This window comes from Paenibacillus sp. FSL W7-1279, assembly GCF_037969845.1.
GTDB lineage: Bacteria > Bacillota > Bacilli > Paenibacillales > Paenibacillaceae > Paenibacillus_AQ.
Genome location: NZ_CP150215.1, coordinates 6,619,880 through 6,643,520 on the forward strand (window position 1 = coordinate 6,619,880; position 23,641 = coordinate 6,643,520).

At 37.5% G+C, this 23,641-nt stretch carries 19 protein-coding genes and 1 pseudogene; 4 read left to right on the forward strand and 16 right to left on the reverse strand.

Annotated elements, in window-relative coordinates; all coding sequences use genetic code 11:
* The 12 genes from MKY82_RS30070 to MKY82_RS30125 form a co-directional block, all read right to left on the reverse strand.
* The gene (locus tag MKY82_RS30070) at window positions 1–795 is read right to left on the reverse strand and encodes an ABC-2 family transporter protein (RefSeq protein ID WP_071220933.1); all 795 of its coding nucleotides are present in this window, start codon (window positions 793–795) and stop codon (window positions 1–3) included.
* On the reverse strand, window positions 785–1,591 hold the full coding sequence (locus tag MKY82_RS30075; RefSeq protein WP_071220934.1) for an ABC-2 family transporter protein: 807 nt from the start codon (window positions 1,589–1,591) through the stop codon (window positions 785–787). Before MKY82_RS30075 ends, MKY82_RS30070 begins: the two co-directional genes overlap by 11 nt.
* The gene (locus MKY82_RS30080; protein ID WP_071220935.1) at window positions 1,588–2,571 is read right to left on the reverse strand and encodes an ATP-binding cassette domain-containing protein; all 984 of its coding nucleotides are present in this window, start codon (window positions 2,569–2,571) and stop codon (window positions 1,588–1,590) included. Before MKY82_RS30080 ends, MKY82_RS30075 begins: the two co-directional genes overlap by 4 nt.
* 110 nt (window positions 2,572–2,681) lie before the next feature.
* On the reverse strand, window positions 2,682–3,140 hold the full coding sequence (locus MKY82_RS30085; RefSeq protein WP_071220936.1) for an NUDIX hydrolase: 459 nt from the start codon (window positions 3,138–3,140) through the stop codon (window positions 2,682–2,684).
* 17 nt (window positions 3,141–3,157) lie between these two features.
* A complete protein-coding gene (locus tag MKY82_RS30090) occupies window positions 3,158–4,351 on the reverse strand; it encodes a glycosyltransferase family 4 protein (protein ID WP_162487592.1) in 1,194 nt (397 codons plus the stop codon).
* Window positions 4,352–4,500: 149 nt separating this feature from the next.
* Complete coding sequence (locus tag MKY82_RS30095) at window positions 4,501–5,973, reverse strand: AMP-binding protein (RefSeq protein ID WP_071220938.1); 1,473 nt, start codon at window positions 5,971–5,973, stop codon at window positions 4,501–4,503.
* Window positions 5,974–6,030: 57 nt separating this feature from the next.
* Window positions 6,031–6,960 (reverse strand): UDP-N-acetylmuramate dehydrogenase, encoded by a 930-nt coding sequence (gene murB, locus MKY82_RS30100; protein ID WP_083397646.1) that lies wholly within the window; start codon window positions 6,958–6,960, stop codon window positions 6,031–6,033.
* The gene (gene murA / locus MKY82_RS30105) at window positions 6,953–8,242 is read right to left on the reverse strand and encodes a UDP-N-acetylglucosamine 1-carboxyvinyltransferase (RefSeq protein ID WP_071220939.1); all 1,290 of its coding nucleotides are present in this window, start codon (window positions 8,240–8,242) and stop codon (window positions 6,953–6,955) included. Before murA ends, murB begins: the two co-directional genes overlap by 8 nt.
* A 46-nt stretch (window positions 8,243–8,288) precedes the next feature.
* On the reverse strand, window positions 8,289–8,756 hold the full coding sequence (locus MKY82_RS30110) for a hypothetical protein (protein ID WP_074961878.1): 468 nt from the start codon (window positions 8,754–8,756) through the stop codon (window positions 8,289–8,291).
* A gap of 435 nt (window positions 8,757–9,191) precedes the next feature.
* A complete protein-coding gene (locus MKY82_RS30115) occupies window positions 9,192–10,136 on the reverse strand; it encodes a ketopantoate reductase family protein (RefSeq protein ID WP_071220940.1) in 945 nt (314 codons plus the stop codon).
* Between the two features lie 1,199 nt (window positions 10,137–11,335).
* Window positions 11,336–11,686, reverse strand: coding sequence for an SBBP repeat-containing protein (locus tag MKY82_RS30120; protein WP_071220941.1), 351 nt, complete (start codon window positions 11,684–11,686; stop codon window positions 11,336–11,338).
* Between the two features lie 492 nt (window positions 11,687–12,178).
* Entirely contained in the window at window positions 12,179–13,813 is a 1,635-nt protein-coding gene (locus MKY82_RS30125; protein ID WP_339220078.1) for a glycosyltransferase family 4 protein, read from the reverse strand.
* Between the two features lie 629 nt (window positions 13,814–14,442).
* On the opposite strand from MKY82_RS30125, the pseudogene MKY82_RS30130 reads away from it, so the two are divergent.
* Window positions 14,443–15,707 (forward strand): annotated as a pseudogene (locus MKY82_RS30130) (IS110 family transposase).
* A 1,036-nt stretch (window positions 15,708–16,743) separates the two neighbouring features.
* Complete coding sequence (locus MKY82_RS30135) at window positions 16,744–17,985, forward strand: hypothetical protein (protein ID WP_071220747.1); 1,242 nt, start codon at window positions 16,744–16,746, stop codon at window positions 17,983–17,985.
* A 60-nt stretch (window positions 17,986–18,045) separates the two neighbouring features.
* Here the strand turns inward: MKY82_RS30135 and MKY82_RS30140 are convergent, their stop codons facing one another.
* The 3 genes from MKY82_RS30140 to MKY82_RS30150 all read right to left on the reverse strand — a co-directional run bounded on the left by MKY82_RS30140 (window position 18,046) and on the right by MKY82_RS30150 (window position 20,190).
* Window positions 18,046–18,396, reverse strand: coding sequence for a DUF3221 domain-containing protein (locus MKY82_RS30140; protein ID WP_063477440.1), 351 nt, complete (start codon window positions 18,394–18,396; stop codon window positions 18,046–18,048).
* Window positions 18,397–18,575: 179 nt separating this feature from the next.
* Window positions 18,576–18,995 (reverse strand): hypothetical protein, encoded by a 420-nt coding sequence (locus MKY82_RS30145; RefSeq protein ID WP_063477439.1) that lies wholly within the window; start codon window positions 18,993–18,995, stop codon window positions 18,576–18,578.
* A gap of 511 nt (window positions 18,996–19,506) precedes the next feature.
* Entirely contained in the window at window positions 19,507–20,190 is a 684-nt protein-coding gene (locus MKY82_RS30150) for an SOS response-associated peptidase (protein WP_063477437.1), read from the reverse strand.
* A gap of 156 nt (window positions 20,191–20,346) precedes the next feature.
* Here MKY82_RS30150 and MKY82_RS30155 point away from each other — a divergent pair, with 156 nt between their 5' ends.
* Entirely contained in the window at window positions 20,347–20,562 is a 216-nt protein-coding gene (locus MKY82_RS30155) for a hypothetical protein (RefSeq protein WP_162487585.1), read from the forward strand.
* Between the two features lie 815 nt (window positions 20,563–21,377).
* Entirely contained in the window at window positions 21,378–22,040 is a 663-nt protein-coding gene (locus MKY82_RS30160) for a hypothetical protein (RefSeq protein WP_071220746.1), read from the forward strand.
* 573 nt (window positions 22,041–22,613) lie between these two features.
* Here the strand turns inward: MKY82_RS30160 and MKY82_RS30165 are convergent.
* Complete coding sequence (locus tag MKY82_RS30165) at window positions 22,614–23,639, reverse strand: hypothetical protein (protein ID WP_063477442.1); 1,026 nt, start codon at window positions 23,637–23,639, stop codon at window positions 22,614–22,616.
* Window positions 23,640–23,641 lie beyond the last annotated feature (2 nt).

Sequence of the window (23,641 nt, forward strand, 5' to 3'; positions counted from 1 at the left end):
TTACCCTCCCGCGCTACTATAGCGTTTTAAACCAAAAACAAAAAAACGTGATGCGATAAATAGTAGTAACAATGCTATCACAGGGGTGATATAAGCATATGCAGCTAAAGAACCCCCGAGTATAAATTCAACTGGAAAATAACTTGTAAATGCATATGGAATAATCCACGTTAATAATATTTGTAAGGCATAGGGATAGATTGCCAGGGGGTATTTTAAAAACTGATTTAAACTCTCAATAAGAACCATTGAACTCATAACATCTATAAACCAAAAACTGAAAGTAGCCATTAAAATTGTTATTGAAAAATATATGCTTGTTGCACATATGATGAGAACAAGTATCCAGAGAAATGTCATAGGTGTAAAAACCAGATTTAACTCTATGCCAGAATAAACACAAACAATTATTCCATAAATACTTAAGATAAAACCATGTAGATTTGTACCATCCACTGTAATCGCATATAAGGGATTTATTGGTCGCAACAATAGTCTGTCAAGATTACCCATACGCACATACTTATTGGGTAAAGTCCATATATTACGGAGAAAAAATTCATCCAGACCTGCTGGGATAAGTGCAAACCCATAGAGCATTAGGGACTGATGATAAGTCCATCCATTTAGCGCGGGGGTATTGGTATAAATAATTGATAAAAAAAGGATTCCGACCGTCTGTCTCGCTATATGTGCTGATACTCCCATCAAAAAATCCAACTTATATGACATACTCTCACGTAGATTTTTAATCAAAAAGTAGCGGTAGAGTATGATATGCTTTTTAACCCCCATTAATTTGTAACCCCCTAATTGCTAACTTATAAAGACTTTCAGAGATTAACCATAATACAACACTCCAAAAAGTTTGTATTAAAAGCTGTACAAGTGTGTCGTTAAAATCGTATCGTCCCATATAAATCAAAGTTGGGGTATAGATGATATTTTTGAATGGAAGCCAATTGCTTAACGTCATAGCCCAAGCAGGAAACAAAGAAAGTGGGACGATTGCTCCTGAGAAAAAGTCGAACAAAGATTTTTTTAAGAAGTGTAGACCCCAAAAGTTCATAGTCCAGAAAGATATATATCCAGTGATTAAGCTCAGTGAAAAAAGAATCAAAAAACTCAATACTACGCTCATAATAAAAGCTATAACATATCCAATTCCGGCTGGAGGAATTATAGTAGGAAATAAAAACGTTATAATCAGCATGACGATTGATGCCTGCACGATACTGACTAAACTTCCCCCGATATTCTCCATCAAGCGAGCAATACTGAAACGAACGGGTTTAATCAAGTCGAAAGCTAAATTTCCATTTTTGACACGATCAAAGATAATACGTTCTGGGGAGTTCCTATATGCATAAATAGAATTTAATATTTGTGAAATGAAAAGATACGTAATCATTTCTGATTCTGTAAATCCTGAAATTGACGGTTTCCCAACATACACTGCTCTCCAAATAAAATAGAGAACAGCTAGCTGAATAGTTGTTCCGAGGATATATATGGTAAAGGAGAATCGATATTGAACACCATTTCTAAAAGTTATAGTTGTAAACGCAAAATATTTTCGTAAAAAGTTCATAGAGTGTATGCCTTCTCTATAATATCTTCTACAGTTGTATCGATAAGTTGCATATCAAGTATCTTATACTTAGAATCAATAAATGCAAAAACTTCGGCTGGTGATATATTTACTGGGATTTGGACAGAAATCATTTCATCTCTAATCATCATAGTATATTCTGCTGCAAATCGTTCAATATCTATGCTACTTACTGGTTCAGCCAGTTTAAAATTCACTGTTCGATTACCAGCATATCTTTGACGTAAACTGCTTATTGTATCATCTAAGATCATTTTGCCATGATTTATAATCATAACTCGGCTTGAAAGTTCTTCAATGTCCTGCATGTCGTGTGTAGTCAGTATGATTGTAGTATTATAAAGCGAATTTAACATTTTAATAAATTCCCGCATTTTTCTTTTAGCTGTAATATCCAACCCGATTGTCGGCTCATCTAAAAATACTACTTTTGGGCTATGCAGGAACGCTGCTGCAAGATCGGCTCTCATACGTTGTCCTAGTGATAGTTGGCGTACTGGGCGATTAATAAATTCGTCTAATGATAAAAGGTCAATGAATTCTTTAAGTTTGTTCTGATATGTTCTATCGTCTATTTCATAGATGCGTTGAAGTAGGTTTAATGATTCAATAACTGGTAAGTCCCACCACAACTGGGTTCGCTGGCCGAATACAGCACCTATGTTCATAGCATTCTTTAACCTTTGCTTGTGTGGAGATATTGAACAAACTTCTACTTCACCTGAAGTTGGGGTTAAAATACCCGTTAATATTTTTATTGTCGTAGACTTTCCAGCTCCATTTGGTCCAATAAATCCAATAATATCTCCCATATTAATAGAAAAACTTATATCATTAACGGCATGTATTTCCTGCCTCTCTCGTGAGAATAGAGTAGATAACGCACCTAAAAAACCAGATCGTTTAGATATCGAAAGAAAGAATGATTTATGCAGATGCTTAACCGAAATAACCTCCATTTTTCTTTCCTCCAAGTAATAGAGTTATAATTAAAAAACTCCCTTCAACCTCCCCTTATATCTGTGTATAAACGCTTATAGTTTGATCCATAGATAAAAATTCCCTCGAGTTAATTTGAAAATTTAGAGATAAATTCATTTATGATTGTTTTATGACTTTTAGCTAAGTTCTCTGGAATTTCGTCAAGCGGAAAAAATTTAAAATCCTGAGATTCTTCACGATTAATTATCATCTCACCACTTATGTGTTTAGTGTAGTATGCAATTACAACAACATAAAATTCGTCACCATTCGGTGCTTTTATGAAATTTTCTTTTCCCGAATATACATTCAGCAAATTTAGATTTTCAATCCTTAAATTTGTTTCTTCTAAAATTTCCCTTTTCGCTGTTTCTTCCGTAGTTTCTCCCAATTCCATAAGCCCACCAGGAATTGCCCAAGAACCTCTAGGCTGTTTTCTTTGTTGAAGTAGGACTTCATTCGAATCATTGAGAATAATAATAACAGTTCCGGGAAAAATTAGAGGCCTAGTTCCTACTAACCTTCTTAAATCTTCAACATATCCCATCCATTATCCCCTCCAAATTAATCATTAATTATCATGTTATAAATATTATTCGTCTCAATTACAATATTATCCCAGCTATACTTTTCTATTCTTTTTAGAGCTTGTTTGGCTAATTGGGACCGGGTATAGGGGTTATTTAGTAACTTATCCATTTCATTTGCTAATATCTCAGAGTTTCCTAACGGAAATACAATCCCATTCACACCATTTTCAATAATTTCAGAAAGTCCTCCTGTTTGACTTGCGATTACGGGAATGCCCTCAGCTATTGCTTCTAGAGCTGTTATCCCAAATGACTCTTCTATACTAGGTATCACATGTAAAGATGACTGTCTTAATAATAATTTCACTTCGTTATTTTTGAGAAATCCTAAAAATTCAACATCTTTATCAATGGATAAGGATTCAGATAGTAATTTCAGCTCATTTTTTAATGGACCGTCACCAGCTATTTTCAATTTATAGTTAAAGGAACTATTACTTCTTTTTAAAATTGCAAATGCTTTTAATAAAACATCACAGCCTTTTAGAGGCGATAGGCGTCCACAAAATGTTATAGATAGTGGTTGAAATTGAGGGTTACAAGCCCTTCTAAAAGAGTCTTCACAAGAATCATAGTCAATACCATTGGGGATCACATGAACATCTGTTGCTAATTCCCCATACCTTGTACCTATTTCTTCATTCAACCATTTACTAACAACAATAGCTTTATTAGAATTATTTAACATATATCTTCGCAAAGAATCATTGAAATGGTTAGGGGGAGCTGAAATTGAATGAATAGTTGTTACCATGGGAATATTAAAAAGGTCTTTTATAGCAACACTAGTGAAGGCATGAAATGAATCATGAGCATGAAATACATCAAATGGATCAACACTTTTTAAAAATCTATATACCATAGGAAATAATTTATTACTTAGCTCTGCCCATTTAAACGGTGTTGCGATACGTGTTTTACTAAAATGAGGATCAATTTCATTACTGAAATCTCCATCCATTGTAGTGGGAAAATTAATAACAGTAAGCTTACCATTTTCACTAACTTCAAAATTATTAGGGTCATCAGAATGTCGATTAATTTTAGCAACAAGCACTGTCACAGAATTACCTTCATTAACAAATCCTGTAGCTAAATTATAGACATGTGTGCCTATTCCACCATATAAATTAGGTGGATAATCGGGAGTCATCATTAATATTCTCAAAATATCACACCTCAAATATGCATAAAAATTTCCTTCTATAATCAATTGCTTTTAGATCTCTTTTTATCTGGAAATATACTACAACAAAGTCTTTCCTTTAGCTTTGCTTAAAGATTCATTATGATTTTTGTATTATGTTTAGTGAAGCTTTACAACCTAGATCTTATCAATTTTCCACTTTCAGTTTTTGGTAATGATTTTGCCAGAGCTATGACTGAAGGAATCTTGTACCTCGAAAGTTTGTCTTCACAAAATACTTTTAATTCCTCTAAACTTAGTACTTCATTTTCATTTTTCAGTACGACAATTGCCGAAATTTTTTCACCATAAACCTCATCAGGTACTCCTGTAACAGCAACTTCTAACACTTTCGGGTGCTTATATATAACTTCCTCTACTTCTCTAGGATAGACTTTAAACCCGCCATATATTATCATCTCTTTCTTACGATTGATAATGTAATAATAAGAATCTTCATCTTGCTTCGCATAGTCACCACTGTATAACCAACCATCTTTTATTACTTTCTCAGTTTCTATATCATTATTTAGATAGCCTTTCATAAGGTTTGGACCACTTATTAATAACTCCCCGACCTTTCCGATTGTCACATCATTGCCATTTTCATCTACAATCCTAAGTTTTACTCCTGGTAAGGCAACTCCTATGCTGCCTTTCTTTTTTTTCCTTTTTAATGGATTCAAAGTAACCATTGGTGAAGTTTCAGTAAGTCCATAACCTTCTGTGATTTCAAAATTGAAAATCTCCCTCCATTTATCAAACACTTCCATTGGCAAAGGTGCAGCCCCAGTAAAGGCAATCTGCAAGCAAAGATTATATTGAGTTAATTTGGGATCCATTAACAAATACGTATACATTGTTGGGGGACCAAAGAAAAATGTTATTTCTTCTTTTTCTAGTACAGTTAGGGTTTGTTCGCTGGATTTCCAGCGCTCCAAAAGATGGACATATCCACCTATTAGCAGTGTGGAGTTTAAACAACATGTTAGAGCTGCAGAATGAAATAACGGGGAAACGATTAAGGTCTTATCTAAGTGGGTTAAACCTATCGATTCAGAAAAAACTTTCGCATTACTGTAGAGATTATTATGTGTAAGTATTATTCCTTTGGGTCTGCCTGTTGTCCCAGATGAATAAATTATTGTGCAATCTTCTACATCGGTCTTTTCATATTGTGTAGGTTGTAAGGAAGGCTTAAAACTTGTAATTTTATTAAGCTGTTCATCAATATCTATTATTGTGCTATATTTTTTGATACAATCGCTTATATTCTTAATAAAAGGTTCTCTAGACACTATGAATTTCGGTGAGGAGTCTGTTAGAATATACTCGCTTTCTCGATGGGTAAGTAGGGGATTAATCAATACTGAAATCCCATTAGCTCTTGAAACTGCATAATACCAAATTATAAATTCAAGAGTATTTAACATCATAATTCCTACTTTTTGCTTCGGTTTTAGATTTTTATTTAACAAGAAGTTGGTACAATTGTCGATCATCTTGTCAAGGGCTTTATACGTTACCTTGTGATCCATAAAACCTACTGCAAATCTTTCCGGGCTATTGATAGCATGAGACTTTATTACCTCATCAATCCTCATTTATACCTCCTATAAATTTTTTATTTGAAAGTTATCGTTCTACAATGGGACATTAGTTTAGAGATTCTCACCCAAAATTTCCACCTCTGGTATTAGGTTAATGTTGTATTTGTCGGCGATGACTTTTTTTACATGCTCCATTAACTTTAAAAAATCAGATGCAGTTGCTTGTCCTTTGTTTACAAAATGATTAGCATGTATTTCAGAGACTTGGGCATCTCCCATTCTATATCCCTTTAAACCCGATGCTTCAATAATTTGACCTGAATATTCATTAGGTGGGTTTAGAAAAACACTACCGACGCTTGGAATTCCGTATGGTTGAGTTTGTTTTCTGTGATTCATAAACTTTTTCATTCTCTTAATACTACTCTCTTTATTTCCTTCTATTAGTTTTAAATTTGCTTGATATACAACCCATTTTTTCCCTTGTAATATAGATTTGCGAGGTCCAAAATTTAATTCGTCCCTGTGCATGGAATGCATTTCTCCATTTTCATCAAGAACATGTATATAATTCACAACATCAGACATTTCGGACCCATAACCCCCAGCGTTCATGTATATAGCCCCACCAATAGTTCCAGGTATACCACAAGCAAACTCCAATCCTGACATACTAGCCTTACTTGCAAGAATACTTAGTTTAGTCAATGAAAACCCACCAGAAACACTGATAGAATGATCACTAAATTCAGTATTGGAAATATTTTCCGGTAATTTAATAACAACACCCCTCACTCCACCATCTTTTATTACAACATTCGATCCATTACCAATAAATTTCCAAGGTATATCTAATTGCTTAAACATTTCAATAGATTGTTTCAGTGATCTAATGTCATGAGGGATAAAAAATATATCTACCAATCCTCCTATTCGTAAGGTTGTATGTTTTGACATTTGCTCACAAAGTCTTATTTTCCCCAAATTCATGCTTTCAATCTTCTCTACCAAGACTTTCAAGTTTTTATGATCCTTAGACATTAGCACCCTCCTGGTATTGCATATGCGCGCCTAATGAATTAAAAGTCTTAACAAAATCGGGGTAGCCCCGTTCGATATGAAAAGTGTTGTTTATTGTAACTTTTTCACCCTCACATAATGAAAGTCCACAAAGGAGAAGAGACATTCCCCCTCTGATATCCTTGGCAGCTACTATATGATTGTCTTCAAATTTGGTTGGCCCTTTTATCACTACTTCTCTGTTTGATAATATCTCTATAATTCCCCCCAACTTAATAATTTCAGGTATATGATGCAACCGATTTTCGAATACATTTTCTTTGATATAACTTTCTCCACTACAAGTTGTTAGCAAAGCAGTTAAAATGGCCTGTAAATCAGTTGGAACTCCAGGGTATGGGTTTGTTTCGAAACTCACACTCCTATATGGGCGCTTCCCAGAAATCCTAATCGTGTTAGTGTCAACTGTTTCAATTATTGCACCAATATTCTTTATCAAATCCATAAAGCTCTCTAGGTTCTGCAAATAACCTCGAGGCACCAATATTTCGCCGTCCGTCATAAGCGTTGCAACTACATAAGTACCTATCTGTAAGCGATCAGGCATTACATCATACTCACATCCTTTAACAGCTTCAGTTCCATAGATTATTAATTTGGAACTGCCTGCGCCATAAATTCTCACTCCCATTCTAGTAAGTAAATTCTGCATATCAATTATTTCCGGTTCCAATGCTGCATTATTAATCGTGGTTTTCCCTTGTGCAAAAGAAGCCAATACCATTAAAACTATTGTTGCGGAATGACTAGGATATTCTAGCTCTATATCAATTCCATTCAAAATCTCATCTCGTTCAATTAAAAATATCCCAGACTCATATTTTATTCTTGCACCCATCATCTCAATTCCTCTCATCATTTCAGCTAGAGGTCGTTCCCCTATTTGATCTCCTCCAGGGAATGGGATCATTATTTTCTTTTTCCTTATTAATAGAGGACAGATAAGACCAATAGATGCCCTAAAACTCCGTGCTAGATCCACATCAATAATATGAGAATCAAAATTTTGGGCATGAATCGCGAGTCTACCCTCCTCTTTTATCCAATTTGACTCAACCCCCAACTTATTCAATATTTTCAAATAGTTCTCTATATCTAGAATATTCGGTACATTGGTAAAAATCACTGGTTCATGAGCAATTAGGGCTGCTGCAATCAGCCCTAGTATTGAATTTTTGGCCCCACTAACTTTTAGATTACCTTTAATTATATTCCCTCCATAAACCACTAACTTATTCTCCATTGCTTAATCACCTCGTGTATTTTAATGGAAATATTTATATAAATAATTAGAACTGATTTAGTGGAGCAGTATTAATTAAAGAATGGTAGTTTGGTATATAGATTTTCGAATTTTCTGGATAATAATCAGTTCTCAATGAAATTTGAGGGAATATTAAGCAATTAGGCTCAATGATTACTCCAGGGTTAAGAAGTACATATGATCCTATTTTGCAATTACTACCTATAACTGAACCGAATTTACTTATCCCTAATTTAATTTTTTCCTTATTTTTATTAATCATTACTATAGGACTTTCATTTAGTAAAACGGAAGCAGTTGATATGTAGGCCCCAAAATGCACATTACTTCCAATTATTGAACTGGATATTCCGCAATAGTGAGTTATGGAAGAGTTATTCAATATAAGGCTGCTTACAACTTCGCAACAGTGTCCTATTTTTGAACCTGTACCAATTATTGAATTGTCTCTTATAAATGAGGACTTACCTATAAAAACATTATCAAAAATCACGAGGGGTCCTTTTAAATAAGCAAAATCTTGAATTTCTACATTTTTTCCTATAAATACATTGCCCTCTATTGTTGCCTTAGGAGATATTTTAGCTGTTGGGTCAATATAAGATTTTAGGGTATAACTTTTTATATATTCTTCGACATTATATTCAAGTGAAGGTAAGAAATCGAAAAGCTCTGATGTCCCGAAAAAATCACTAAATTCAGAATCTATTTGACCAGGAAAGAAGTTTAAAATTTTTATAGTCTTCTCCTCCTCAAATCGAGTTGAGTTTGCATACTATTCTGTAATTGCATAGGGAATTAAATGAAAGCAGCGCTTTGGGGAAGGATGCAAGGCATATTCCCCTACGCTCAAACGAAGAGTATCTTTGGTACGCAGTTCACTTTTTAAAAAATTGATACCTATTAAAGCCACTTTCCCCTGGAGATTCTAATCCAATGCATATACATGCTGAGGAACTCCATTCTCAAATGGTTTAAGTAGTGCATATAACGTTTTTATTGTAGGCAATTCTATTTCTTTTCGTCTTGCAAGGTTGATAGCGGATCCCTGTATACTTTCAATCTCCAACTTTCTACCATTAGTTAAATCAAAATGCATTGAGGAAGTAACTTCACTAGGTAAACGTCCACACCAACGTATTGTCTTCTCAATAAAGTCTTTTTCAAGATTCACACCATAGGAACGTGATAAACACATCATTTCATTAAGTACATCACTAAAAACTTTCTTTGTTGATTCACAATTAATCAGTTGACCTATGTTTAACCTTGAGGTTGATGTCACTCCTGAGTAAGCTACTATGAACGAAAACTTTTCCCAAATAGTTCTCATAATATTTTCTGATCTTATTACTTTGATACTACAGTCCTTCATTAATTCCTCAAATCTTTCACAAAAATTTCTTTGAGTAGGAAAAAGGGCACCAAAGTATATTTCTTTTAGCTCTCCGATACAATGAATATAGCCGTCATCGTCCATAGTCACACTTATTTTGCATGTACCTCCTAAAACCTTTTCATCCCCCAATTTTTCTGAAAGAACTTTGTAGTGTTCAACTCCATTCATCAGTGGGAGTATATATGCACCCTTATTTGTAAGTTCAATAAGATTCTTCATCAATTCTGCATCGAGGTGATAATTTTTCACTGCAACAATTACTAAATCAACATCCGCTATATCTTTAGAATTTGTGAAGATGCGTGGTGTTTTTATGTTTGTTAAATTTGTGTTAGTTTTTATAATAAGTCCTTGTTTAGTAATTTGCTCTGCTCTTTTAGTACGGATCAGAAAATTAACATTTAAACCATGCTCGATAAATTTTGCTCCAAAATAACCTCCAACTGCTCCGGCTCCTATAATAGTAATATTCATATAACCCCTCCTATATTCGTGTTACTGATCAGATGAATGCCTATAAAGTAAAAGCGCTTACAAATTTTCTTGTTTCAAAGGTACCCTTAGTGATAAAGATTCCTTATAAGTTTTATTTAATTTAGATATAAATTATAGATATCATCCCAGTATTTGTATATAGTAATAAATTCCCTATTTTACTAAATATGATCTTATTTTACATAGGTATTATGGGTGGTGGAAATGAACCATTTTCGATTCGCTAATATACTATGGTTGAACCATTATTCAAATCCATAACATTGGATCGACCATAAGAGGTAGTTCACTTTTAGAAAAATAATGAATGGAACTTTAGTCTTTTATATTCCACTGTCTTATATGTTGGGGAGGGAAGGTGTCATATCAATAAATACGTCCTTATTTGCGATTTATATTTACCATTCTTGAAATCATCGTCATACATTACAGCAGTTCACCATTAGCTGTTTCCTCCACTTTCACATTGTCATCTACTGAAATAATTTTGAAATCCTTCACATGAATATGAGTGTTATATAAGATAGTTTTCTCTGATGATGTTTTTCATCTTTAAATCTATGATTATCGGAGATTTTTACTGCATCTTCAAAATCACCTGATTGTAAATCACTAAAATATCTTTCTACGACAGAAATTGCTTTTTCTCTTGGATTCTCGGGGAATTTTGATTCATAATTTGCACTCGCCTAACTTAAATTATAAACTAACTGCAAATTTGAATTACTTCTTTTCATTACATTGCTAGCTTTTAAATATACAACACCTATTTGTTACTAAAAGTTGGTTTTTTCACGACAAAAATAACCCAGCTTGTGTAAATTCGGGTAGGGGGTCGAAAGGATAAGCTTTTGTACGAGCAGATGAGGAGTTCAAGGAAAACAAAGTATTTTATTAGTGCTTAGGTTGAGATAAGTCCCTTGTTTAAACACTACATGCTACCCGCGTAAAATTCCCTATAAAACTAATTTTATACATGTTTTCTTTTACAGCTTCGGCGAACAAGCTGATAAAAACAAAAAGAGGGTTTCCATCGTCATTTTTATGCTAATGACATTTGGGACACCCTTGATTACTTTTATGATTCAATATTCATGAATCGTTTCGTACATGCTGGTCGCCGATGATTAAGGTTTAAATATATATCTAACGTATCTTTCTGAAACCTTTTATTCTATTTATACAATTGATCTGCAGCTAGAAAATCCGGGCGGACTGGGTTTTACCGTCTGGAAAGCTCCGGGCGTCGTCGGAAAATCGCTAGCGATGGTATTCCCTGTCACATAAGCATTGCCGGAACCGTCCGTGGCAACGCTACGACCAAAATTAAAACCGTCCACTCCGCCAAGAAAGGTAGAGTAGATCAAAGCGGTACCGTCAGCATTCAGCTTTGCAACGAAGGCATCCGGGCTCAGCTCCGAAATAACGCTGCGCAAAGCTCCGGGTGTCGTTGGAAAATTGGGGGACGTTGTAATTCCCGTAATCATGGCGTTGCCGAATGGGATCCACGACAATCCCAAGACCTTCATCGGTACTGCTTCCTCCGATATTAGTGGAATAGACAAGAAAAGACCCGGTCGGATCGAACTTGGACACGATTGCATCTGTGCTGCCGGCGTTAGAGGGTTGAAAAGCGCTCGGCGTAACGGGAAAACGACGCCAAAAGCACCAGTCATATAGGCGTGCCCGGACGCATCCACCGCAATGGCTTGGGTACTCCCCCCTTCGCTGGCGCCTTTGTCATTGAGTTATGACAAGAACTTATATACTTAAAACAAAAAGACCGCAACTTATGCGGCTTTCAATGTCTATATGTTCTTGTCGTTCGATATCTGTCATATGTTTATGGATAGTGTCACAAGACTTTTTGAATAGTACTATTAAAGGCTTATCTGTTATTACGCTAATCTACCCGTTAGTTCAATATTTTGCGTATTATGCCATATTATACGTTACGAATGATTCTATTTTAGCTGGGAATAATTACGTAGTAACTATAGACAAATATCGCTGTTTTCCCTCTAACTTCTGAAGAGCAAAAAGCCATCTAAATATAAATTCCAAACACTTATTATACAACGGGTAAGTTCGAGCCCTGTAATAGCTACGATGTTGTTCAGAGTACGCTTACCATCTATGAACCTTAGCATACTGTACTCGTTCGGCGAAAGAAATCTGCGACTGGGCCAGATCGGATCTTCCGAGATGGCCAGCAATCGAGTTATATCAAACCTGACCGACGAAGTAAAATACGGGATGCAGTTTTCATTGAGGGAATTGATTTGAAGTTCCTCCGCCAATCGCGTGGAGTAAGGCTGCATAAGTTTTTCATATAATTCGTATTGTTCGCCTTCAAACATTGGTGGATACCACTGAGGAGTGCCCGTTTTTGTGCTAGTTGCGTACCACCCGCATGTACGTTTATGGGCCTCGTATTGTTCAGCAAATCGGCTTGGCTCGTAAGCAACGGAACTTAATGCACCTTTACTCATTGTAGCTAGACTACTTTGTATATCTGTTACCACGTTTACTAAATTTTTTGTTAAAGCGGCTATACTAAAATGTTGATGTGCATAGTTGGCGGCTTGTCTTCCAAACTCCACACGTAGATCCTCTCTTTGCAATAAAGTAATTACGGAAGCAACACCTTTGGCCCAATCCACACGTATTCCACGTTTTGTTAGTACCGTATCTACAAAATAACCTGTTAAACCATGCTGTACAACATCCTTGAATCCCCCCCATTCAGTACAAACAACAGGCGTACCACAAGCTGCTGCTTCTGCTTGAGAGAGTCCAAAATTTTCACGATGGTAAAACCCTAAATTAGTCACCACATCTGCAGTAGAATACATTTGTGCCAGTTCGTCACCGAAAAGTGGGCCTACAAATCGTACACGTTGTGCTAAACCAAGTTCATCTGCTTTTTGTTGTAGCCACTCTTTATAATTGGTATTCCGGACCTTAAACTCTCCCAGTACAATATCATCTTCTTCACCGATGATACAAAGATGAACATCAGGGATCCCTTCACTTACAGATATTAATATTTTTAATAAATCGTGGATATTCTTCTGTATGTTTAATCTGCCTACAAATATTAAAAGCGGGGAATGAACTGGAATGCCGAATTTATTGCGTATATCCATTTGTTCAGCGATACTTCGAGGATAAAATATTTGCTCGTCTATGCTAAGGGGTATAACCCATTCCTTTAATTTGCTCCATTCTGTCAATTGCCTCCATATATCTTGGTCTGCCTTACAACTAAAGAAAATCCCATCATAAGTACGTAGTAGTGGCTGCCAAGGAAACAACATTGCCTCTGCTCCTTTGGGCATGGCTCCTCCAGCAAACAAAATCGCTGGACAAGTTAGGCCTAATTCGTCACGGAGATTAAGTGCATAAGTACTGGATGAATATAAATCTGCCCAGAGGATATCTATGCTTTTAAGAAATGAAGTCATGTTTTCCCGCTGATTAGGTTCACCTTCTGACTGTGCGTACGGGATAACCACCATGTTTTCACGCAATGCATGCGAAACATCTCGGGCCACCCTGCCCATACTCCACAATTTCCCCATTTTCTTTGGAGCAGTAGTCCATGGATAATCCCCCCATAACATTCCTATACGGGTTTGCCGGTTGAATACCAAAAAAAGCACCTCCAGACAAGTTCACCAATATATATTTACATATTAATATTCAAGGGATACTTTAATTTACCTGTTCAAATCATGGTCTCGTTGTCTATTATGTTTATCTGCCCGTTAGCTTAATGAAATTTGATAGAAACATACTTAGATACTTATCTAATCGTTAATCGGTACAAGTTCTTCTCCTCTTACTCAGGACAAGAACTTGTACCGATAAAACAAAAAAAACGCTAAATTAGCGGCTTTCAATGGGACTATGTTCTTGTCCCTCGACAGGTTTACATAAATGATGACAGAACTTGATAACATCCCCCACACCACCCCCAGAACTTGATATCTATTCCCTCCATCCCCCGAATCCGGGACTTAGTAATTGTCATCGGCGACGTCAGCAACTCCCGAGAACCAGAATGTTTGTAACGCAAAACTACCCTAACTGTCCGTTAGCGCAACGCGGCTGCCGAACCAAGCTGGCAGTCGCGTTTTAGTTATTTATTAAACTATAGTTTCCCGTTAGAATTCCTGTAATACGAATATTTTGGAGATTGAACAAAAACGAGCGCCTCGGTACGATGGGGTTACACACGAGGTCATTGCCTCAAAAAGCCCATCCAGGAGGTCGCTCTACTATGAAGTTTAAAGCACAAGATAAGCAAAATCAACTCATTGAAAACATTACCGCTCATCATCTGGTCGTCGGAGTAGACATTGCTCAAGATACTCATGTTGCCCGGGCCGTCAGCTTTCGCGGGATTGCTTTAGGTGCACCGCTGGAATTCGGTAACCATCTTGAGGGTTTCAAGCTATTTGGACGCTGGATCCAGGATCTACTCCAAACCTACAAGCTTAACAAAGTCATTATAGGCATGGAACCTACAGGTCATTACTGGCTGAATCTTGCGCGCTGGCTCTCTTCTCAGCGCATTGAAGCCGTTCTCGTTAATCCCCATCTCGTTAAAAAGAATAAGGAGAACCGTGACAACTCGCCATCTAAAAGTGACCGCAAAGATGCTCTTGTCATTGCAGACATGGTCAAAAACGGGTACTACTCCCCTGTTCGTTTTCATCCAGAAGCCTACGAAGAACTGCGAATTCTCATGGCTAACCGAGACACGGTTACAAAACGGCTCAACAGTGCTGTTAACCAAATTCATCGATGGGTTGATATCGTGTTCCCTGAGCTGCGCCAGGTCTTTAAAACCCTTACCTGTACCAGCTCTATTGCTACGCTCAGACTCTTTCCCTTACCGGAGGAAATTAGTAGATTAACCACGAAGAGGTTCTTACCGGTTGGAAACAATATGTAAAGCGTCATGCTGGAGTTAAACGAGCGGAACAGCTCATTGAACTAGCAAAATGCAGCATTGGCGCCACGCAGGCACTCCAAGCCTACAAGCTTCATCTGAGTCAACTACTAGAGGAATATGACTTGGCTCAGCGCCAACTTGAACAAATTGAGCATGAACTTCATCTCATCTTGAGGCGTATCCCCTATGCACAGAAACTGCTCGATATTCAGGGTTTGAATGCAACGAGCTTGGCTGGCATTCTAGGAGAAGCTGGAGATCTGAGCGGCTATGTACATGGAAATGCTTTATTACGACATGCCGGCCTCAATTTAACTGAAGCCAGTTCCGGAAAGTGGCGTGGTAAAATGGCGCTTAGCAAACGCGGCCGCCCTCGTCTCCGACGTTTTCTCTATCTCATGACGATGTGCATGGTCATGACCAATCCGGATATTAGAGCCCTGCACCACCATAATGTCGATGTGAAAAAACTCAAGAAAATGAAATCTATAATGAAATTGTGCGGTAAAGTCGCCCGTATGCTTGTTGGTCTGGCCAAAAGCAGTGAAGCTTACGACTCGACTAAAGTGTTTCCGCAAGCAGCTTAAGCAGTTTTTCTCACCAGCTCATGCATTCGCAGGATGACAAGAAGCACGAGGTATCGGGAGATATTAAACAAAAGGGCTCGGACCCGTTCCGTTAGAAAGACCGACCTCCACCCCTTAGTTAGATGTGACGAAGGAATGAAAGGGCTAAGACCCGTTGAGACATGGGAGTGAGAATCACTAGGGCAAAGTGGAGACGTGCATGATATGGAACAAAGTGGGTATTGGACACAACACCCTTGTTCCCGCATGCCCTTTCTACTGTCCCCAGCCACCGACTCCCCTGGATTCTCTTCTTTCATGTTTAGCTCAGGGTGAAATCCTGCGAATTCATGAGTTTGAGTGAGGAAATTGAATCACTTCGAGGGAGTTTAATAAAAGGGCGTCTGCCGCCGTCGATGAGATCAGATCGGGAATGTTATCAAGTTCTTGTCATTGTGTTTTGACAAGAACTTGATAACATAAATATATAAAGCCGCATAATCAGCGGCTTCTAATGATACTATGTTTTTGTCACCCGACACTTAGCCACCAGTTCTTCTTGCAGCTCCCTTTTTAAGTCCTCCAGTTCTTCTTTAAGCTCAATCGGAATCTGAATTGGTACTCTGGACATATTCTTCCCCCTTGGTGTATACATTTTTCCGGATCTCGTAAGCATGCACGAAAATGTATACATTTCATCCTGGCTGAAGTGTCGCCGGTTCGGTTAATTGTATACATGCGCGGCTTGGATCGAGCCCGGCCGTTGCCGCGGGCGCTCGCTTTATGTATACAACTGCTGAATTGATGTACTTGATCAGAAAACTTCTGTAACTTCAAAATCCTCGATTGGAAAAGGCGCCTTTTGGCTACATTCAAACGCCAATTCAAAATTAAATCATACTAATTTCAATTCTATATGAAACAAAATCATTGGAAAATGCGTTTAAATAGTAAACCCCCCAGTAATGGGATGAATTTACACAAAGGAAGTGAATTAGGTCACAATTTCAGCAATTGTTGTATCATCATTAAATTAATGTAAGAAGGGAGCAGACAAATGAAAAAGAAACTTCGATTCCTAACCAGATTTAGCACGGCTGCAATATTGTCTCTATCTCTGATTTCAGGCTCAGTATTTGCACAGGATTTCAATGATCCGACTCCAGTTCTTCCAGGAGAAATCCCCATTGAGGCAGGCCCTGCACCACAAAATGCTGTAACGCAAACTTTTTCAGAAGTCGAATATGTGAAAACTCAAATACTTGATGATCGTGCAAAGGTACAAGAATTCGTCACTTCTAATATGGAGGATATTTACGGTGGAGTATACACCGATGAAGATGGCTATAATGTTATTTTACTGACAGACACGTCACTTGCTAATGAAGAAAAAATCAAAAGTATCGCAAAGTTCAAAGATAAAACCAAAATTCAAAAAGTGAAATATTCCAAGGAGAAATTGTATTCCTCTAAGGAAGCATTATCTGCTTTAGCAATAGAATTAGGTCTTGAAGGGGTCGGAATTAGTGTAGAAAAGAATAAAGTGAATGTCTACATCACGGAGGAAAATTATAAAATCAATAAGGAAACAATACTTAAACATATTGATGAAGATATGGTTAATTGGGTATTTGGCGATCTTGTTGTCAAGAAAAAAGCATACAATCTTTATCCCGGTGAACAAGTTGAGAGAACTGTCACGGGCGGTGAATATCAGTGTAGCCTTGGTTTCAACGGGCGTGCCAATGGAAACGATGTCGGCGTTATAGCAGGGCATTGTGGAAATGGTACTTGGTATGATAAATCGGATGGAACTGCCGCTATCGGGAATATGTCTAATGGAAGTCTACTTGGAAACTTTGATGCTGGATATATCCGTTATACTACTAATGTAACTGTGACTCCAAGCGTCTTCCTTAATGGGAATTCTATGACAATCGGAACAACGGATTATGCAGGCTATTACCGAGAAGTAGGAGATTATGTAAGAGTCCATGCACGGTCCGGTAATGGTTCCAGCTTCGGTCCAGTTCAAGTTATTGATAACTCCTTTGACATTCCTGGAGATACACAAGATGTAGTTGTCACTACGCTATCCGGTGCAATTGGTGGAGACAGTGGAGGGCTGGTTTACTCTATCGCTAACAACGGAACAAAAAACTATGCTCGTATAGAAGGAGTTTATGCAGGATCGCTATTGGACCAAAATGGCAATGAAGTTTACGATTACTTTTCGAAGTATAGTCGTGTGTTTGATGGTCTAGGAATGTCCGGTGTTTATACTGATTCATCGTTTTAAATAAACACGCTTTTGTGGCTAACCAATCCACAAAAGCGTTTTTTAACATTGTAAATGACACTAGTTCTTGACTTTTACGGTAGCATTGGCTTGGGCGGGATAGGAGTTTTTAATTACTCCTTCAATACCTAACTCCACATTATCACCTATTGCTATAGTGTCATACACTTCTGGATTTTTGAGCGTTATCCAGATTGCATCAGGTTGGTTTTGTTTGAGAAGTTCTGATACTGACATGTTGCCAGTTTCAAGTTCAGGTTTATGCCTGACTACCAATATTTTCTGGTCTTCTTTTGCAATCACATAGCCACTTGAACGATCCCATTTCTCAGGATTGATTGATTCATTTCCAGAGCAACCAACAATAAACAAGAAAAGACAAGGTACTACAAGCAAACTCCACCTTTTCATTCATATTCCTCCTAAAACTGTTGTACCTTCCTCAATAATTGACGGTTTTTCCCTATAGAATGTTGCTATCAAATTCATACTAAATTTCGTTGCCAGGCTCCATGATACATCGGACTAAAGGATACTTTTTACGTTTCCATGCCTCTTTCTTGTAGAAAGTAGCCCCGATACTTGTACATTTATAAGCCAACCATTGCAACGGATTTGCCCGTCGAATCTCTATTGAAAATATTCATGTTTTTTGCCAGTTCATGAAGCCGTTCTTCCTTGTAATGATCCGTATAAAATAATACACTAACCCCCTTTTTCGAAGCTAGTCGTCGAATTTTTGCTGCTCTTACAGCAATCATATTCCAATCCGTGAGAGATCCAATATGAAATTCAAACGTATTAAACAACCGATTGTACCATATACCGTGTCCGTAATTTTTCTTGGAAATGGTTACTTCGACAATAGGATAAATTATAGCAGCTATTAGAAAAAAAAGAGAAATTGATGTACCGAGAATATTAGCTCGAATAGCAAAAAAACTCCCGATAATAGCCATAGTGAATGATAGTGAAAATACAAACTCGGTTATCTGCAATTTTATTTTCAATTGAGCTCTTCTCCCTCGGTGATTTGTGTAGTGTTTTACTACCTCCAATACGCACACAGGTCGCGGTCGACAGCTTCAACTTACAAGTGTTATCCTTTAGGAGATAGGGTTAACCTCGAGAAATGTGGTAATATGATCCGTCTTCATTGAATCTATAGCCCTGGGAATCTAAGTGACCGCGCACGTTTTTGTACAGTGTTTTTCCTATGCTAATGTACTGACCGGACTCTCTTTGTGCGATGTTCAATGCATCTTCTAGTAGAAGTAACTCCGCATTACTGAACTGTAGCACTTCCTTTTTATTAGCTTCTTGGCTAACATCTGAAATGTTGTCATATCGTTTTGCAATCCATCCCAAGTTTTAAACAGTCCCTTCCATGATTTTTCAGAAAGAAGTCAGTAGAATTCTCAGCCGATGAACTCGGCTCGCTTCTTCCATTATATCTCATCTTATCATCTCCTACATAGAAGACGACTACTCTACTCCCACGCCTTAGCGTGGAAGTGGGTCTTATTTTGAGTTTAACGGAATCTCATCTATTAATTCCGAACCCGTATTCTTAACGTTCCCTACTGCAGCAGAAACTGGATAGGAAAGCATGTTGGCAGCAGGGAAAGGAGATAATAATTCCTGAAGCTTTTCTTTATCTTGTACATCCGGATCCAGCCAGATGTCTGCTTTTTTATCATCCAAAATAACCGGCATTCTATCATGCACATTTGCCACCAAATCATTTGGTTTGGTAGTAATTATGGTACAACTGCGCAGTGTCTCTCCGTCCGGATCCTTCCATTCGTCGTACAAACCGGCAAAGCCATACACGCCCTTTGATTTGATCTGGAATCGATACGGCTGCTTTTTGTCCTTCCCTTCTCTTTTCCATTCATAAAACCCGTCACTCGGGATAATAATACGTTTCGTGGAAATAAGATGTCGAAAGGCCGGCTTAGATTGTATCGTTTCAGCCTTGGCATTAATCATCTTATAACCAATTTTAATATCTTTGGCCCAAAATGGAACAAGTCCCCATCTATATCCTTCCAATACCCTTCTTCCGCTACTTCCATTTACGACAGCGATCGTTTGAGAAGGCGCTATGTTGTAACGCGGTTTTAACTCATACTCGACCCTGCTCACTTTAAAATGATCGACGATTTCATTTTCGTTAATAGTTAGGGTAAATCTTCCGCACATTGATATCCCCCCATTCTTATTAATATTATCCAATATCACCGATAATTAACTTCCACAAAACACCAGGATTGTCTATACGCATGCCATCGATGAAGGGTGAGCTTACTTTACGACCTCTTAATTGCCGGGAAGTGGAAACATCGGAGGGCTCTGCATTTGAGAGGGCTCATCGTACACATGATGATGTACGTTGAGTCAGCGGTCATAACCTGGAGCATCACGCCGGGATCTGCGACGATCGAACGGGCATCGACAGCGGCGATTACCGTATCAGCTCATGGATCAGCTCACCGGACTTCAGTTCTCACGGCGTACTCGACGTTTGCGCGTACTTCCGCAAAACCGGTGTTCTCCAAAGGTAGAAATGCATAAATTACAGCACGTTTTGGATTATAAATATTGAATATCAAACAAGCCATTTGCGTATTTGGGGGGCTTGAATCCTGCCCAAATCAAACTGAATCAATTTATCGAGATCGTTTATTGTTCCGCATCGCTAAGGAGTATTTCATCTCGTACGATGAGGGCATGTGGAGCTGATACCCTCTAGCCAAAGAAAAGGGACGATATGGCGTTTTCTTCTAATCCAAAATTAAACGGTGCAAAGAAATCGTAATGCTGTCTTCCTTGGAGTGAACATAGTATAAGCTACGAACATCAAAGTTCAAAAGTTGGCGTGTATATCTTTCTATTTGCTTCTTCAAGAATACCTTAAGCGTTGATACGAAGATCCGATAGAATTGCATACAAATATGATGGTCCCATCAGATCTTGTAACGCTCTTGGTCCGGATACTGGCATACGTTTCAAAGTCTTTTCAATTTGTGTTTTGGAAATAAGATAATTTGTGGTACTTGGTACCAGATTATACCCGGCTAGTTTATAGGTATAAGTCCTCCCTCTTATTTGCCGAAACTCGCTTCCTTCGTTCTCCATGATACGTTGCCAAATCATTTCAAGAGTACCCTTAGTGTCTATCTCTCATCCATTTAGATGCCCCTATGACTCAGAATGGTTACCATAATCTTCATACTACAAGAAAAAGCCTGTACTTTTAAGACGAACAGCTCTTTAAAAAATGTTGGAGTAGTGAACATGAACTACTTCACTTTTAATAATTGGCCATCACTTTCCTTATTCGCATGATATAAATAGAAGATGAAAATGGAATGATGTGGAGGGCAAATATGACCAAAACTGTAGATCTCACAAAACTGTTCAAAAAGGCTCTTGAATTACTAAGGACTGATTTATCTAAGGCTGAATTTGAACATATCGAACCTTCTGCCACGCGGTTTTTAAACGAGATTCAGCAAAGAATTAACAGTTGGGATGAATCTTCTTCAATTTCGATTTTCGAACCCTACTGGCTCGATAAAAACGCTAATGATGTCTCGGCCGAAGGCGTTGCTAAAATGAACAAAGCTAATTTTACTGTCTTTGTCAATGATCCAATTACTCAAGACAAGTTGAAGCAGTTGCTCATGCTCCGCAAAAATGCTGATCTGGATTACAGGATGCCCGCTAAAATCTCGAAAGTTGGACTTATAGAGCATTTGGATCGTTTTAATTTCTCACGGGGAAATAAGCCTGTTTTCTATGTCCATCGCATGCTAATCATGATTTTTCCAGAGCTATTTACTTCAATCGCAGATCGGGTAAAGCTGGATGAGAGTTCGAAAGTACTTGGCATCAAGAGCAAAGGTGTTGCTTTTGAACTTGTACAGTACCAAGTCCGGGACAAGGTTAATGATTTTATTATCGAGGCAGGGCTTCAGAATGAAAGTGAGTTTGTTAAGCGGGGCATTGCATGGTGGGTGCTCGATGCTGTCAAAGCGCTAAAAGGATAATTCACAGAGGGCGAGTAAACCTACGAGTTGGATCTCCGGATGTTTCCAAATCAGATAATCATCGTTGTAATATTCAATACGGCACGGATACCAGCTTTCTATATCATCGGAATCGCCTTTGTATAGGTATTCAATTGATCTTCCGGAGGTAAGTTCACGGCCAACTAGTGTAAACCTTCCGTTACTATTACGGGTAAGAACGCCGTCTGCTGCAATTGGCGAAGTTACAGGATCTATTATATTGTGGTGTGTAAAACTCCTAAATCTATTAAAATGGAACATAGTAGAAAGGTTGGGAGAACACATGGGACTTTGGGATAAACAGCAGCTACGTGTTCATTAAAGATCATAATCTAGTGACCGTGCAGGATGCACAAAACGCCTTGAAAGATCTGTTTGCAGAAACACTCCAAGAAATGCTGGAGGCCGAGAGCACCAGTATCTGGATTTTCTTGTCCTTGGCTCGGGACAAGAACTTGTACCGATAAAATAAAAAAGCCGCTAAATTAGCGACTTTATATGGGATCATGTTCTTGTCCCTCGACAAGTCGCAATAATGCGACTACTTACAAATTATCTCTTTAATAATTCAATAAGATGTTTAATAGAATCGCCATCTTGTTTTTGTATATCGAGTAACCATTTTTGAGTCTTCTCTCTGTTATACTTTTTACTCATCAAACATTTCATGAAAAAATTTCTTAACTTCAATACATCGTTTTCAATATGAGAAAATGTACTTTCAAACTGTATAGCATCATCCAAATATCCACTTTTCATTAAATATTTAACACGCATGGTCATCAGTTTTTTGTGCTCATACAAGGCATGAAGAGATCGTAATGTTACTGGCGATATTTCTTCCTGATCAAATACCTCTACTAAACTACGATAAACCCCTACCCCCCAAGTTCTATTTCCTGAAGTCCTACCTTCCGGGTCTAAAAGCGGTACTTCTAATGCTGCATATCTCATCGAAGTATTAAACTCATTGATATAATCTTCTAGTTGAGTCACTACATAATCAAGATTTAATTGATACTTCGACTGGTGTCCTTCATCAATTCTTTTTAGCAATTGGACACCTTTAAATTCATTAGTATCCGAATACTCACTTTCCACAGCTTTTTTAAACGATTTATACTCTACAACTTCACGACTATAAGTCCCATTGAAAAAATCAGCAACATAAAAATGCTCATGCTTAGAATCGTAACCATATACAAAAATATCATGACCTATATGGTTGGAACTACGATATAATGGCAAATAAAAGGTGTCAACACCTAAATATACATAATAACCTAAGTTTATGCTATTAATTATAAAATCACAGACATCCATTTCAATACTATTAAAAATATCCTTCTTTATAAATTGTACTTCGACTAGAGGATAATGTATTCGGCTTAAAGGTTCATATGTATCCAGGTAAGTATCAAAATTAGTTACTGCAGGATATATTCCACAAAATAATTGTACATGATTATTAAATAGCCAATCATAAAAGTGAGGATGATTGTTAAGTATAGAAGTAATATTAGCACGGAATGGATAACTTTTAATTAATGGTTCACCCATTTCTAATATTTGTTTCATTC

What these genes read in the sequence shown, in the direction of transcription:
- MKY82_RS30150 (WP_063477437.1), bottom strand. Translation starts at nt 20,190, where the DNA reads ATGTGCGGAAGATTTACCCTAACTATTAACGAAAATGAAATCGTCGAT.
- murB (WP_083397646.1), bottom strand. Translation starts at nt 6,960, where the DNA reads ATGTCTAAGGATCATAAAAACTTGAAAGTCTTGGTAGAGAAGATTGAA.
- MKY82_RS30075 (WP_071220934.1), bottom strand. Translation starts at nt 1,591, where the DNA reads ATGAACTTTTTACGAAAATATTTTGCGTTTACAACTATAACTTTTAGA.
- MKY82_RS30085 (WP_071220936.1), bottom strand. Translation starts at nt 3,140, where the DNA reads ATGGGATATGTTGAAGATTTAAGAAGGTTAGTAGGAACTAGGCCTCTA.
- MKY82_RS30080 (WP_071220935.1), bottom strand. Translation starts at nt 2,571, where the DNA reads ATGGAGGTTATTTCGGTTAAGCATCTGCATAAATCATTCTTTCTTTCG.
- MKY82_RS30120 (WP_071220941.1), bottom strand. Translation starts at nt 11,686, where the DNA reads ATGAAGGTCTTGGGATTGTCGTGGATCCCATTCGGCAACGCCATGATT.
- MKY82_RS30135 (WP_071220747.1), top strand. Translation starts at nt 16,744, where the DNA reads ATGAAAAAGAAACTTCGATTCCTAACCAGATTTAGCACGGCTGCAATA.
- murA (WP_071220939.1), bottom strand. Translation starts at nt 8,242, where the DNA reads ATGGAGAATAAGTTAGTGGTTTATGGAGGGAATATAATTAAAGGTAAT.
- MKY82_RS30115 (WP_071220940.1), bottom strand. Translation starts at nt 10,136, where the DNA reads ATGAATATTACTATTATAGGAGCCGGAGCAGTTGGAGGTTATTTTGGA.
- MKY82_RS30160 (WP_071220746.1), top strand. Translation starts at nt 21,378, where the DNA reads ATGACCAAAACTGTAGATCTCACAAAACTGTTCAAAAAGGCTCTTGAA.
- MKY82_RS30165 (WP_063477442.1), bottom strand. Translation starts at nt 23,639, where the DNA reads ATGAAACAAATATTAGAAATGGGTGAACCATTAATTAAAAGTTATCCA.
- MKY82_RS30070 (WP_071220933.1), bottom strand. Translation starts at nt 795, where the DNA reads ATGGGGGTTAAAAAGCATATCATACTCTACCGCTACTTTTTGATTAAA.
- MKY82_RS30095 (WP_071220938.1), bottom strand. Translation starts at nt 5,973, where the DNA reads ATGAGGATTGATGAGGTAATAAAGTCTCATGCTATCAATAGCCCGGAA.
- MKY82_RS30140 (WP_063477440.1), bottom strand. Translation starts at nt 18,396, where the DNA reads ATGAAAAGGTGGAGTTTGCTTGTAGTACCTTGTCTTTTCTTGTTTATT.